16 protein-coding genes and 1 other RNA gene are annotated in these 14,311 nt (G+C 27.9%); 2 read left to right on the top strand and 15 right to left on the bottom strand.

Features of this window, described 5'->3' with window-relative positions; all coding sequences use genetic code 11:
- Positions 1 to 265 precede the first annotated feature (265 nt).
- Both ssrA and smpB read right to left on the bottom strand, forming a co-directional pair.
- Positions 266 to 594, bottom strand: a transfer-messenger RNA (tmRNA) gene (gene ssrA, locus FGL08_RS03575).
- A 236-nt stretch (positions 595 to 830) separates the two neighbouring features.
- Positions 831 to 1,304, bottom strand: coding sequence for an SsrA-binding protein SmpB (gene smpB, locus FGL08_RS03570; RefSeq protein WP_138209468.1), 474 nt, complete (start codon positions 1,302 to 1,304; stop codon positions 831 to 833).
- Positions 1,305 to 1,591: 287 nt separating this feature from the next.
- Here smpB and FGL08_RS03565 point away from each other — a divergent pair, with 287 nt between their 5' ends.
- Positions 1,592 to 4,105, top strand: a complete 2,514-nt coding sequence (locus FGL08_RS03565; RefSeq protein ID WP_171011967.1) for an ABC transporter substrate-binding protein — start codon at positions 1,592 to 1,594, stop codon at positions 4,103 to 4,105.
- Positions 4,106 to 4,166: 61 nt separating this feature from the next.
- Here FGL08_RS03565 and FGL08_RS13320 read toward each other — a convergent pair whose 3' ends face one another.
- The 11 genes from FGL08_RS13320 to FGL08_RS03520 form a co-directional block, all read right to left on the bottom strand.
- Positions 4,167 to 4,322 carry a hypothetical protein gene (locus FGL08_RS13320; protein ID WP_171011966.1) on the bottom strand — a complete coding sequence of 52 codons (156 nt, stop codon included), beginning with the start codon at positions 4,320 to 4,322 and terminating at the stop codon, positions 4,167 to 4,169.
- A 59-nt stretch (positions 4,323 to 4,381) separates the two neighbouring features.
- Entirely contained in the window at positions 4,382 to 4,789 is a 408-nt protein-coding gene (locus FGL08_RS03560; protein WP_138209466.1) for a VOC family protein, read from the bottom strand.
- A gap of 231 nt (positions 4,790 to 5,020) precedes the next feature.
- Positions 5,021 to 7,243 (bottom strand): ribonuclease R, encoded by a 2,223-nt coding sequence (rnr, locus tag FGL08_RS03555; RefSeq protein ID WP_279232935.1) that lies wholly within the window; start codon positions 7,241 to 7,243, stop codon positions 5,021 to 5,023.
- A 591-nt stretch (positions 7,244 to 7,834) separates the two neighbouring features.
- A complete protein-coding gene (locus FGL08_RS03550; RefSeq protein WP_138209465.1) occupies positions 7,835 to 8,551 on the bottom strand; it encodes a pseudouridine synthase in 717 nt (238 codons plus the stop codon).
- A gap of 114 nt (positions 8,552 to 8,665) precedes the next feature.
- A complete protein-coding gene (locus tag FGL08_RS03545) occupies positions 8,666 to 9,802 on the bottom strand; it encodes a triple tyrosine motif-containing protein (protein WP_138209464.1) in 1,137 nt (378 codons plus the stop codon).
- A 79-nt stretch (positions 9,803 to 9,881) separates the two neighbouring features.
- Complete coding sequence (locus FGL08_RS03540; RefSeq protein ID WP_138209463.1) at positions 9,882 to 10,334, bottom strand: YaiI/YqxD family protein; 453 nt, start codon at positions 10,332 to 10,334, stop codon at positions 9,882 to 9,884.
- 233 nt (positions 10,335 to 10,567) lie between these two features.
- Entirely contained in the window at positions 10,568 to 10,750 is a 183-nt protein-coding gene (locus tag FGL08_RS03535; RefSeq protein ID WP_138209462.1) for a hypothetical protein, read from the bottom strand.
- 156 nt (positions 10,751 to 10,906) lie between these two features.
- Entirely contained in the window at positions 10,907 to 11,092 is a 186-nt protein-coding gene (locus tag FGL08_RS03530) for a hypothetical protein (protein WP_138209461.1), read from the bottom strand.
- Positions 11,093 to 11,372: 280 nt separating this feature from the next.
- Complete coding sequence (locus tag FGL08_RS13315) at positions 11,373 to 11,549, bottom strand: hypothetical protein (RefSeq protein ID WP_171011965.1); 177 nt, start codon at positions 11,547 to 11,549, stop codon at positions 11,373 to 11,375.
- Positions 11,550 to 11,826: 277 nt separating this feature from the next.
- Positions 11,827 to 12,006: a hypothetical protein gene (locus tag FGL08_RS03525; RefSeq protein WP_138209460.1), complete on the bottom strand. Its 180-nt coding sequence runs from the start codon at positions 12,004 to 12,006 to the stop codon at positions 11,827 to 11,829.
- A gap of 328 nt (positions 12,007 to 12,334) precedes the next feature.
- Positions 12,335 to 12,709 (bottom strand): peptidoglycan-binding domain-containing protein, encoded by a 375-nt coding sequence (locus FGL08_RS03520; protein ID WP_138209459.1) that lies wholly within the window; start codon positions 12,707 to 12,709, stop codon positions 12,335 to 12,337.
- A 418-nt stretch (positions 12,710 to 13,127) separates the two neighbouring features.
- Here FGL08_RS03520 and FGL08_RS03515 point away from each other — a divergent pair, with 418 nt between their 5' ends.
- Positions 13,128 to 13,457 carry a YmaF family protein gene (locus FGL08_RS03515; RefSeq protein ID WP_138211256.1) on the top strand — a complete coding sequence of 110 codons (330 nt, stop codon included), beginning with the start codon at positions 13,128 to 13,130 and terminating at the stop codon, positions 13,455 to 13,457.
- A gap of 59 nt (positions 13,458 to 13,516) precedes the next feature.
- Here FGL08_RS03515 and FGL08_RS03510 read toward each other — a convergent pair whose 3' ends face one another.
- Together FGL08_RS03510 and FGL08_RS03505 are read right to left on the bottom strand one after the other, a co-directional pair.
- Positions 13,517 to 13,762 (bottom strand): hypothetical protein, encoded by a 246-nt coding sequence (locus FGL08_RS03510; protein ID WP_138209458.1) that lies wholly within the window; start codon positions 13,760 to 13,762, stop codon positions 13,517 to 13,519.
- Between the two features lie 252 nt (positions 13,763 to 14,014).
- Entirely contained in the window at positions 14,015 to 14,182 is a 168-nt protein-coding gene (locus FGL08_RS03505; protein WP_138209457.1) for an aspartyl-phosphate phosphatase Spo0E family protein, read from the bottom strand.
- Positions 14,183 to 14,311: the final 129 nt, after the last annotated feature.

Raw genomic sequence — 14,311 nt, 5'->3', positions numbered from 1 at the left:
ATTATTTATAATGGCACTGACTATATCTTAGAGTTATTACTAATTTTGTAATAACTCTCTCGGCGTGTTATAGAAGTTTTATTATAGTTTTATAACTTCTATCCTAGTACTTCATGTCTCTTTTGAGATTTAGAAGCCTATAAGTCGATACACAGCTGTTGAATTTCTTCACATACTACTCGGTATTGCCGTCATCTTAATGTGTTACGGTTTCACCGATAAAGCCAAGTTTTCACTTATGAATCACTTCATAAGGCGACTCTTTTGAATCGAACCCCTGTCCGAAGATAGTCCTACCTAGCTTTCTTCGAGCGAAGTCTATAGTTTAACATTCCCTCTTCTAGTCGCCTATAGACAGGCTGCTAGATTCAGTAGCTTCATGTTTTCCGTTCCTAGCTCAAAGCTTTGCAAGGCTCGGTTCCCCACTAATTGACGCCCTAGCCCAAGTCGTGGGACTCTTAGGTAGGACGAGCAGCCTAGGCTGCTAGTGCAAAATTATCTTCTGCGTTTATCTTTAATTTCTAGTTTTTTAATGCGGGACCAGAATTCCCTCAGCTCGCTTACTAGATACTACTTACCCCCGTCGAAACCAAGTACGCCCCCATGTTGTTTAGAGTTGTCACTTTGTTTGTTTGGGTCTCCACCTATATTCAGTTTTCAGGTAAACCCTGTGCAACTCATTACGCAGAACTTATTTCACCTATTTTTAAAATTAGAAATTGCACTAAGGAAATTCTAATTTTCTTTAAAATATTTACATACTTTAAAAATAGGTTCAGTAATTATAATACAACATATTTAGTATTTATTCAAGTAGCAATCTTATGTTACTATCTCATAGAATGTTTAAATTGTTTTTCTGCTTCTCTTTTTACTATTTTTTCTTTTAATGCATCTCTCTTGTCGTAGTTATGTTTACCTTTAGCTACAGCAATTTTTATTTTTACCCTTCCTCTAATTAAGTAAAGAGCAAGTGGTACTAGTGTGTACCCTTCTTGAGATGTAAGTCCCATAAGTTTTAAAATTTCTCTTTTATGAAGAAGAAGTTTTCTATCTCTTAGAGGATCCCTGTTAAATATATTCCCCTGTTCATATGGGCTTATATGCATATTGCTTACAAATACTTCTCTATCTTTAATATATGCATAACTATCTTTTAAATTTGCTTTCCCTGCCCTTATAGATTTAACCTCTGTACCTACAAGAGATATTCCAGCTTCATAAGTCTCCTCTATAAAATAATCATGAAGAGCTTTTCTATTCTCTGCTAGGGTATTACCTGATGTCTTTTTCTTTTTTACCATGGTTTTCACCTACCTTTGTTATACATTATATAATTATACACTAATCATACTCTGTACATCTATAATTTTTTAATTTATAAATCATATTAATAAAGATTATTATATCAAATTTCCATTATAAAGTGAATCTTATACTTTATATATAGTTATAGTTTTAAATTTAAATATCATATAATATTTAAATTCTTTAAAATATTTTTTAAATTGTTTAAATTTCTCATTAAATAACTTATAATTATAATCAATGTATGTTAAAAAGATTTTATAAACTAAAGGGGAAATTAATCATGGGGAAATTAAAAGAACTATTTAAGTCTAAACAAATTCTTACTAAAGAAAGTATATCCACAGAAGAGGAAACTATTCTAATAAATGAAGAAAAAAATTTTATTAATTTAGAAAAAGAATATGAGAAGACAAATTTAGAAAACAACAAATTAGCTCTAATAAAAGAAAATCAAACTAGGGCCCTAGAAAAAGTTACTAATAATTTAACTTTTACAGACTTTTCTTTAGAAAATCTAGGAGAAATAGTTGAAAATTTATTTCATAGCGTAAATGAACAGATGAATGCCATTGATTCAGTTTTTGAACAAATCAATAACTATTCTGCACTATCAGAAGAGGTACTTGCAAGTACAGAAGATTCAAAGACTATATCACAAAATACTTTAGACACAGCTCTTAAGGGTAATGAAGTTGTAGAAAATTCTATAAGCAATATGAGTGATATTGAAAGTTCCGTAGAAATAGTTAAAGAAATGCTAAATGAAGTAAAGAATAACTCCATAGAAATAAATAGTATATTAGATATAATAAAAAATATTTCAAAACAAACAAAGTTATTATCACTTAATGCTTCTATTGAGGCTGCCCGCGCTGGTGAACTTGGAAAGGGCTTTTCTGTAGTTGCACACGAAATCAATAAACTTGCTCAAGGTAGCGATGACTCCGTTGTAAAAATTCAAGAAACCATCCTAGGCATGAATGATAGTATTGAAAAAAGTAATATTGCTATGGATTCCTGTATAAATAAAGTTGCAGAAGGAACGGAAGTTTCTAATAATACCATGAAGGTTTTCCGTGATATAATATCTGCGGTTAAGTCTAATACAAAAGTTTCTGACCAAATTAACCTTGCTGTTTCAGATCAGGCAAATTCATTGGATGTAATTTTATCTTCAACAGAACTTTTAAAAGAACTATCTCGCAAGGTTAATATATTAATAGAATGGATAGGATTAAACACAAAATATACTGAAACTTCATTGTCTAACTTAAAAACTTCTTGCTCTCACTTAAAGGAAGTGTCTACTCAATTATTAGATACTATTGAATCTACTTATAAAAAAGAAAGTACCCTAAGAGTATACTTAGGCGGTAAACTTGTATCTGAGGATCCTATTTACTGCTCAGATCAGGTAAGTAGTAACGTACTAGCATCTGTACATACAGGACTTTTAAGTATGAGCTCTTCTGGCGACATTCTGCCTGGCATTGCAAAGAGTTGGAACTTAGAAGATGATGGTGTAACTTGGACTTTTAATCTAAGAAAAAATGCTAAATTTCATAACCTAGAAGAAATCACATCAGAAGATGTTAAGTTTTCCTTGGAGAGAATGTTAAACCCAAGTAAGCCTGCTACCAATGCCTACTTCATTGAAGATATAGAGGGTGCCTTAGAATATAAGGGTGGCACAAGCAGAGATGTTTGTGGAATTAAGATTCTAAATAAATATTGTATTTCATTAAAATTAAAACAACCTTATAGTGACTTTTTAAACAACTTATCTAATTGTTGTTGTGCTATTATATCAAAACATTCTTATAATAGGGATAAATCTATAGTTGGTTGTGGTCCTTTTATCATAGAATCCTTAGAAAATACTAATAAAAAAATTAAATTAAAAGCGTTCAAAGATTATTTTAAAGGAGCACCTTATGTAGATAAGATTTTCCTTTATACTCCTGATAATTTTGTAGAAGAATTTAAAAATAAAAGTATTGATATTATACAAACCACAGACTCTAAAATATTTAATCAAGTAAAAGAAAATTGTACAACTAAAATGCATACTAGTGAAATATTAAGCTGTTTATATGCGGGATTTGTTTTTGGCGAAAATAAGATTTTTGCTAGTAATGTTGAAGTAAGAAAAGCCCTAAATCACGCTATTGATAAGAAAAAAATAATTTCTCAATTTAGTAATAATCTTGCTGTAGAATGCAGAGGACCTTTTCCTGAAGGTGTACTAGATTCTAATTTAAGTTCTATATCATATGATCCTAGCTTTGCAAAAAACACTCTTAAAAAATTTAACTGTCTAAATTCTAACAGAGAGTTCAAGATAGTTTGTGTAAACTCTTTTAAAAGTTTAGCAGATCTAATTGCAGAGGATCTTAAGGATATTGGTCTTAATGTTAAGATTTATGAAGAAGAATATTTTAATTTCTATAATAGCGATACTATAAAAAAATATGACTTGTTTATAAGTGGATGGGCACTAGACACACCTAATCTTGATGGTTATATAAAGGCACTTTTATCTCCTGATGCTCAATATAACCTGGGCAATTATTATAATTCTGAATTAGACGATTTAGTAACAAATGCAAAGGCCATAATAAACCCAAGCAAAAAATTAAATGCCTATATGGAAGTAGAAAAGTGTATACTAAAAGATTATCCTTGGATATACTTAATAACTCCTGAAGTTGCATACACTTCCCAAGAAAATGTAAGAGGTCTTAAAATAAGTCCTTTAGGTACTATTTCATATGAGGATATTATGCTAGTATAAAATTATATAAAAGTACTCTGTTTATATATTTTGTTAAACAGAGTACTTTATTTAAATTATATTAATTTCTAGAATCGCTTTGAAACCCTTCTCTTTTTACAGAATGTCTTTTAGAAGTTCTGTTATGATTTTTAGCTTCTTCACTAGTTATAGGAATTTGATAATTACATTTTTCCATTCTTGCTTTTTTATTATCTGGTTGGCTATCTTTAGGCATATATATACTCCCTTCTATCTTTAATCAGTATATATTTTTCCCTATTGATAGAATATTATTTATAAATCTTCACTATCTCTTATTTCTATTTCAGTTCCCTCTGGTGCTTTTATTTTAAATAAATGTCCATTTTCTACTTTATATATTTCCTTACCATTTTTTATTTTAAAATTTGTATATCCTAAATTTTTTATTCTTTTAAACTCTTTATGTACATCCTCTACTAAAAAACACATATGTACTATACCTTCACTTTTAGAACTCCATTCTCTTAATTTATCATCCTTTTTAGAAGTTTGAAGTTCAATCATAAAATTATGTAATTTTAACCAAGTATTAAAATCCCTTGTATGAAAATTAGGTGTTTCTTTTATAATCTCAAATCCTAAAATCTTTGTATAAAACTCCAAAGACTGCTTATATTTTTCCGTTTGAATACAAATGTGATGTACATTCTTTATGCTCATAGAATCCTCCTAATAATTGTATCTTAACATATTTTTGTTATAGTAATCTTACGTAAATAATTGTATATTATTATACTACTAATAAAAAGGCTACACTTATATATTTTATAGTCCTTATATATTTCCATATAAACAATAGATATTTTAGATATTTTCTATAAAAAATGGCATAGACTACGCTACACCATTTTTTATAGTTTTATATTTAAAATTTAACTTTATAATATAATTTTATGAGTATATTTCATCTTCTGATTTTAAACTCTTTATAGCTTTTTGAACTTTTTCAACATCCTCATCACTTGGAACTACATCCATAGCTTTTTCTTCTTCTTCATTTAAAAGTTCAAAATAAATTTCATGAGTATCAAGGCTCACTCTACTTACTACTATTTTTACTGGATCACCTAATTTATACATCTTTTTAGTATGTTCTCCAATTAGACATAAATGTTGATCATCAAACACATAGTAGTCGTCATTTAAGTCAGTTATATGGACTAAGCCTTCTATAGTATTAGGAAGTTCTACAAACATTCCAAAGTTTGTAACAGAAGATACTATACCTTCAAACTCTTTTCCTATTCTATAACTCATATATTCAGCTTTCTTTAGATCATCTACTTCTCTTTCAACTTCCATAGCTGCTCTTTCTCTAGTTGAAGATTGAAGCGCTGCTTCACCAACTTCGGTTCTTAATCTATTCATTCTCTTTTCATCTATTTTTCCATTTATATATTCTTTAATTATTCTATGAATCATTAAATCTGGATATCTTCTTATAGGTGAAGTAAAGTGGCAGTAATATCTTGCTGCTAGACCAAAGTGTCCTATGCATTCAGGAGAATACTTAGCCTTCATCATAGATCTTAACATAAGGGTACTTACTACTACTTCTTCTCTTTTACCTTTAACTTCTTCTAGAATCTCTTGAAGAGCTCTTGGATATATTTTTTGTCCACGTTTTAATGTGTATCCTAAATTATAAACAAATTCACTAAAATGAGCTAACTTTTCTTCATCTGGATCTTCGTGAATTCTATACACAAATGGCATCTTAGTCCAGTACATATACTCTGCTATGGTTTCATTACAAACTAACATAAATTCTTCTATAATTCTATTTGCAATAGCTCTTTCGTAAGGTTTTACATCTACAGGTCTACCAATTTCATCTAATATGATTTTACATTCTTCAAAATCAAAGTCTATACTTCCTCTTTCTGTTCTCTTTCTATTTAAGATTTCAAACAATTTGCCCATAGCTTTAAATGAATCATATAGATAATCATATTTTTTAATTAATTCTTCATCATTGTCTCTTAAAATTTTTGTAACATCTGTATAAGTCATTCTTTCATTGGTTTTTATAATACTTTCAAAAACTTCATGAGATACAACTTTCCCTTTATCATCTATCTCCATCATACAAGTTAAAGCTAATCTATCTACTCTTGGATTTAAACTACAAACTCCATTAGATAATTTTTTAGGTAGCATAGGCACTACTCTATCAATTAAATAAACAGATGTCCCTCTTTTAAGAGCTTCTTTATCAAGTACATTTTTATCTCTTACATAGTGAGATACGTCTGCTATGTGAACTCCTAGAAGATAGTTCCCATTTTCTAATCTTTCTATGGATACAGCATCATCTAAGTCTTTTGCATCCTCTCCATCAATAGTTACCATAAGAATATCTCTTAAGTCTCTTCTTTTCTCATATTCCTCTTCTGGTATTTTATCTTCAATGTTAGCTGCATATTCCTCTACTTTTGGAGAAAACTTTTCTGGTAATTTGTGTTTTCTTATAATAGTTAGAATATCAATACCTTTATCACCTTTGTTACCTAATATCTCTATTACCTTACCTTCAGGGCTTCTTCTATTTTGATCAGGCCATTTTGTAATTTCAGCTACTACTATTTGCCCATCTGTCGCACCCTTTGTCTTTTCTTTAGCTATAAATATATCTTGGTGGATTCTTGCATCTTCTGGAACCACAAACCCAAAATTCTTGCTATCTTGGAAAGATCCTATAACTACTGTGTTTTCACGTTTGAGAATTTTATATATTTCTCCCTCTCTTTTCCTCCCTTTTTGCTCCTCTTTAAAGATAGATACAAGAACCTTATCACCGTTCATAGCACCATTAACAGCATTTATAGGGATAAATACATCCTTTTCTTCACCTTCAATAATTACAAATCCAAAGCCCTTAGAATGTCCTTGGAATGTACCTTGCATAAAGCCCATTCTCTCTGGTATACCATAATACTCTGTATGTGTCTTAATAATCTGTCCATCTTCCTCCATATATCCTAAAAGCTTCTCAAAATCTTTCATATCCCTTTTAGAGATATTAAAAATCTTTGCAAGTTCCTTTATGGTCATAGGCTTATATGCCTTTTCTGTCATAAAACTAATTAAAATCTCTCTTATACTATTATCCAAACCTAACACTTCCTTTCCCCTTTTGAGGCTTATATATAATTCTATATGTTTTATAATCTCTAAATAATTTCCTTTATGTATAAATATAATCTAAATAGATTATATCATACATATTATAAACTATATTTAACTATTATTTATTATTTCATTTTTTGAAAAATTTTATCCAAAACTATTTAAAGAATATATATTTAATTTCTCAAAAAATAAAAAATTAACGCATCATAATGATGCGTTAATTTCAATGTCGATTATTTTAGGGGTTTCGACATATTTTTTACATTAATAACATTAGGGGATGGGTTGTTATTAATAACAAAAGGGGGTTGTTTTCTTTCTTGCATAATCATTATATTAAAAATTTCAATTTAATTCAATAGTTTTATTAAGATTTCTTGTTAAATATTTGTTAAGACTGACTTTATATTATATATTTTTAAAAAATTCAATATTATTTTGCAAGTTTAATATTTCACCCTTTTAATTGTGTATTGCATTAAATTCCATATGTTAAAATACCTTTTTACTCTGAAAATTCGCTTTAATATTTTACTATAAAGTTCCACTTTTTTATAATAATATTATAATATCTTAAATATTCTTTAATAGTTTTACTTCTTCTTCTGTAAGTTCTCTATAAGTACCTTCTTCTAAATTTTCATCCAAACTAAGAGGTCCAAAACTGTTTCTTTTTAAATACACAACTTCCTTGCCCCTACTTTGAAACATTCTCTTTACTTGATGGAATTTCCCCTCTTGTATAGTAACTAAAACATTAGAACCATTAGGAGAAGATTCTAGAATTTCTAATTTTGCAGGCATACAATTATAACCATCATCTAAAGTTATTCCCTTTTCAAATGCAGCAATATCACTAGCTTCTACCTCTTTATCTATTTGAGCAAAATAAACCTTATCTACATGATTTTTAGGTGCTATTAGTTTGTGATTTAATTCTCCATCATTGGTTAGAAATAATAATCCTACTGTATCCTTATCTAATCTACCTACAGGAAATGGTTCAAACACTCTATATTCTTGATCTATTAAGTCTATAACTGTCTCATCATGGTTATCAAAAGTAGCAGATACTACTCCTTGAGGCTTATTCATCATAATATATATAAATTCTCTATACATAATTTCTTCTTCGTTTACTAAAATCTTGTCCTTTTCAGGATCAACTTTTATGCTACTATCCTTAACTACCTCATCATTAACCTTTACTTCTCCTCTTTTAACTAAACTTTTAACTTCTTTTCTAGTTCCATATCCTAGGTTAGCTAGTATTTTATCTAATCTTTCCATAAATTCTCTCCTTTTAATATATACTGTACTACTTATTATACCAAATTATATGAAATGTACTATTTGAAAAGAGAGATTTAGTATTAAAACTATTCTATTATGCAATAATAATTCTTATACAAAGGCATAGCTTTGTACCACCAGTTCCTTGCCAGGTTTTGAATTGAATTTATATAAACCATAGTTTTCATACTCAACATTTTTATGAAAACTTTTAGCTAAAACAAGAATTATATATTCCCCTTTTTTAAAGGGCATCATAGTATAATAACTTTTTTTACTATACCTTTGTGCAAGCTCCCATCTATTTTCCATTAGTATATAAAATTCATATAGTACATTCTTTCCTCCAACAGATGTAGCTGTAAATGTAGCATCCTCATTACAACGAATATAATTTTTATCACATTTTATTTCTACTGATTCTATAGGCCTAGAATACTGTACATCAATTACGTGTTCCCTAACCTCATCAAACTTTTTATTACTATTCATATGTTTTGCATAAAATTCAAACCTATAAGTTCCTATGCATCTTGGAAAAAAAGAGAAATTTTTATCCTGACAATATTCAATTTCTTCCACCAAGTTTTCATCTATATATATCTTATATTTAACTAGTACGTTTTCAATATTCTCTGTTAAAATGTTGAAAACTATTTCTTCATCCATAAAATGTTTATCTTTAGGATAGACTAATACATGTTTAATTAATTCTGTGTTACCTTCTGAGAAATTCGTATCAGCCGCAACTTCCATATTAGCTAAACTTTCTATTTCATTACCACTCTCTTCTATAACTAGACTTTGAACATTTTCATCACCTTCTAGGTTCAATTCTTCCTCTTTTATATCATTAGACTCTATATTGTTTAATTTCACTTCTTTATTTTTTTTATTATCTATAAAATTATTGAAATACTCTAAGGTTTTATTTAGTCCTTTATTATCATCTTCATCAATTTCCTGATGTTTTATTATATATTCCATACGGGCTACATAATCAAAGGGTTTGCTACTTTCCCTCCTTTTAGCCTGAATCATAATGATATAATTGCCTTCTTCTTTCTCATCCCATAAGGTAAATTTCTCTTCAGTGAAATCCTTTATAATTTTCCACATACCATTATGACCAACTAAAAATTTATATAATAAATCTTCTTTTTCTGAAGAATTAACAAAGATGCCAATAGATTTTTCACCATTTTCTAAGTAATAGTTTTCTTTAAAAGTAATAATCAATTCGTTCATTGCATTGGCCCCCTATGTAAAAATTTGTATATTAATATTATACTATATTTACATATTATGGTACAACTCTTTTTATACTTTATTTATTATTTTTATTAATATCATAACTTATTAACTTATAAAGATTCTTTAATAACCTATCATCATCTTCAATTTTACGTTTTTTAGCATTAGAGACCTTTCCCCCTCCTCTCCTTATTTTATGGGAAATATGCTTTTGCATAAGCATAGAATCTATATTTTCTGATGTATATATGTAACCTTTTGGATTTATTGCATAAGCATTTTTTGAAAGAACTATAGCTGCAACTCCATAGTCCTGGCTAACTACTATATCAAAAGACTCTAGTTCATTTGCAATCTTCATATCTACAGCCTGAAAACCGCTATCCACACACACAACTTCACCATAATCACAGGATACTATGCTATTTAAACTACAATAAAATATAAGTTTTAGATTATTCTCCCTTGCTACTTTCTCTATAATATGCCTTGAAGGACAAGCATCTGCATCTATTAATATTTTCATTAATTTTCTCCTTTAAGTCTATTTTAATTTATATTTTTCTCTTAATTGTAAATCTTATTTAATTAGTGCATTTTAGTATAGTATATCTTTTTTATCCTAAAATAAAAACAATCTAGACTAAATGTAATCTAGATTGTTTTTATTTTATATTAAACTTTTATATTAATTATATATACTTCTATTAGTTATATAAGGGTAAATTAAATAATTTAAATAATAATTCCGTTAAATAATTATGCTTCTAATATTAGGGATATCACTTGATCTAAGGTTCTATTATTATAGGTATCCCCGTAATTATAAATTTCACTAACATTTCTATATTTACTTATGCCATCAATAAATATTAAAGCAGTACACATAATTAGAGCTATGTAAATCCAAAATATACAACTTTTATAATATTTCTTCTTCATTATACCCCTCCTATAGAAATATTTGTATATTAATATATTACCTTAAATTTCCGTATAAGTAAAGCTTACATATATACTTATTTAAAACTTTTATTAATACAATTTAAATAAGCAAAAAAGAAGTCCTTTCAAAGGACTTCTCTTAATATTTTAAAACTAGCATCTTTCTCTATTTCTTCCACTTGGACATGTAATTACTTCTACGTTTTTAGCTCTAATCACTACATTCCCATGCCTTCTTGAACGCCTGCGACTACTTCTTTCTCTATCATCACACTCAATATCATCTCTTCTATCATCTTCACAACAGAATAATTCAATTCTTTCACAATCTCTACTCATCCAACTGCACCTCATTTTTTATATTTTATATAGCAAATATTTATGGATATATTCCTTTTTATAGGTGTCCATAGATATGCTATTCGTATAAATTTATTTTAATCATATAAATTTAGAATTCTAAAAAATAGAGTAGTTTATTTTAATTATATTTTTACTTACACTACACTATATTACTGTAGAATAAAATTAGTTCATAAAAATATGAATTAATTTTATTCTAGCTTTAAAGCAAACTAAAAAGAAGTCCTTTTAAAGGACTTCTCTTAAAATTAATAAACTAGCATCTTTCATTATCTCTATGATGTCTGTTATGCTCACACACAAATACATTTACAGTTTCAGCTTTGATTTCTACATTTCCACATCTTCTTGAACGTCTACGTCTACTTCTTTCCCTATCATCATTTCTATCTTCTTCGCATAATGATTCAAATCTTTCAAAATCTCTACTCATCTAAACGCACCTCATTTTTTAATATTTTACATAGTCAATATTTTATAGTATTTATCCTATAGCTTTAGATGTCTGTGACTATGTTCTTGTATAAACTCCCTTTAAATTTATAAGGAAGATAAATTATTTTAATTACATTTTGTAGCTACACTACATTATATTAATGCAGTATAAAAATGTTCCTCTACAATATAAATTAATTCTATTTTTATTTTATATTGAGTTTCTCTGCTTTAGAAAGAAGCCCTTTTAAAGGGCTCCTTTAAACCTAAAAACATTATTTATCATGTTTTTTTTGAGGACAAAGAAACACATTAACACATTTGGCTTTTATTTTTATATCTCCACATCTTTTGTGCTTTTTATGATTCCTATCTTCTCTTCTAACCTCTTGAAAATCTTCACCCTTAATTATTTCAAACTCTTTAAATTCATCAAAATCTCTAGTATATCTCATCTAAATGCACCCCAATTTTTAATATTTTTGTTTACATAGCCACTATCATTTTAAATGTCACATTACTTTAAAAGCATCTATGACTATGTTTAATTTTATCTAATAAAATTGCTTTGCAACTAGATTATTAGATAGTTTTTATATTAAGAATGCAGAGATATTTAAAAATTTAAACTATATTAATTGATGCTTATACTACATCATATTACTATACATACAATTATGTTACTAAATTATACTTTTTTCTTTATTATTTTTTATATCTTCATGAAAAACATATTAATAAAAAATGGGAGGATAACCTCCCATTTCCTTATTAACTAATTGCCTAAATTTTTAATAAAGCTCTCCAAGTGTTATTTCCAACTATACCATCTTGAGAAAGGCCATTATCACGTTGAAACTTTAAAATTCCATTAAAAGTTGCATTACCAAAAATTCCATCTGCACCATAAGGACCTACAGAGTAACCTTTGTTCATTAAAAGTTCTTGAATTATTTTTGTTATATTACCTCTTGCACCTTTTTTAACTAAAATTAATGCATTAAGAGTTAGAGGTCCTACTAAACCATCTTCTACAATCCCTCTTCCAAACTGAATATTAAGCTCATGTTGCAGCCTACGCACTATATCTCCTGCCATATATCCATTATAAGAACTCACTTTTCCTTTAGATTTTCCAATATTTCTAACATACTTCATCTAAATGCACCTCGGTTTTTAATAGTATTGTTTACATAGCCATTGTTATTTAAAATGTCATATTTACTTTAAAAGTATATTGACTATGTTCATTTACACTTTAATGCTATCTCAAAAAGGTGTTATTTAGATGATTTTACTATTAATATCAATATAAAATTAAAATGGCTTATTTAAATATATATTTATATGTGATTTCGAAAATAAATTTAGAAATTTAAACTCTACCAATCATTAGACTATACTTTATACTATTATCCTATGTAGAATTATGTTACTAAATTATAAGTTGGCCCTTATTCATAAAATAATACGTTAGCACAATATATCTCACATATTATAATTTACAACATATTATATATTGTAGTTATTATACGTAAGAAAAGGAGCGATTTCAATGAGCAACAATAGAAGTAATATGTGTGAAGATGAACGTAATGAGAGACAAAGACACGTTCATGAATTTTTAGGTAGCACTAAATTAGCTGAAGAGTGCGATGAACGTCATAATCATAGATTTGCTGGGGTTACTGGTCAAGCTTTTCGCTGTGGACGTTCACATGCCCATAGAATTCGTGTAAGAACAGATTTCTTTGACCACTTCCATGAAATCTGTATTACTACCGGTCCTGCTATTGAGACCTGTGATGGAAAGCATATTCACTGTGTAACAGGGGTTACAACTTGTAATGATGAGCACAGACACGAATTTATAGCTACAACTTTAATTGAAAGTCCATTAGTTTAAATATTATAATGGGAGGGCTATCCTCCCATTTTTTATACACAATTCATTTAAATATACTGTTAATGCCTAAAATTTTCTATAGTATTCTTTGTTCCCGAATAAAATCCACTTGCAGATAACCCAACTATAATTCCATTCATTATTCCCTCTTTAAATCTTCCATTTGAAATATAAAAAATACCGAGTAATATACCTAAAATTAAATTTAATATTGGTACAAATTTAGGATTAAGTCCTAAACTCTTAAAAACTTCTGATAAGCCCATTACTATTGCTACCATTAAACTAATACTCCCAAAATCCATCCATTTTCTCCTCCTTTAGTTTTAAGACTTTCTATTAGATGTTTTCTTACTATTAATATAATAGAACATAGAGTATTAAAACGTTCCTTATGTTAATACTATCTAAAATTAATCTATAGAAGTATTAATTAGAAGTATCTATAAAATAGTATATTTAACTAATAACAAATTCTAACATATAAGCCTTCTTTATATTCATAGACAATAAAAGCATCCAAATATGGATGCTCTTTATCTTTAGTTTATTACTACTTAATCACATTCTCTTAAAAACTCGTTATACTCATTAAGCAAAATGTCTAGTTTCTGACTTAATAGTACAACATCAGGATCGATAAGATCAGCTTTTTCACTTATTAGCTGATTCATCAAACTTCTAAGTTCTTCTATTTTCTTTAATAACAACTCTTCCTTTGACATAATATCCCTCCTTTCTGTTTTTGATTATATAGAATAAAAGGGATAGTATGTAACAATTTGTAATATATTATTATATTTTAACTTTTAATATTTTCTTATTATTTATATCAATGAATAAAAAAACACCTG

Source organism: Hathewaya histolytica (genome assembly GCF_901482605.1).
Classification (GTDB): domain Bacteria; phylum Bacillota; class Clostridia; order Clostridiales; family Clostridiaceae; genus Hathewaya; species Hathewaya histolytica.
This window is presented reverse-complemented; position numbering and strand designations above follow the sequence as displayed.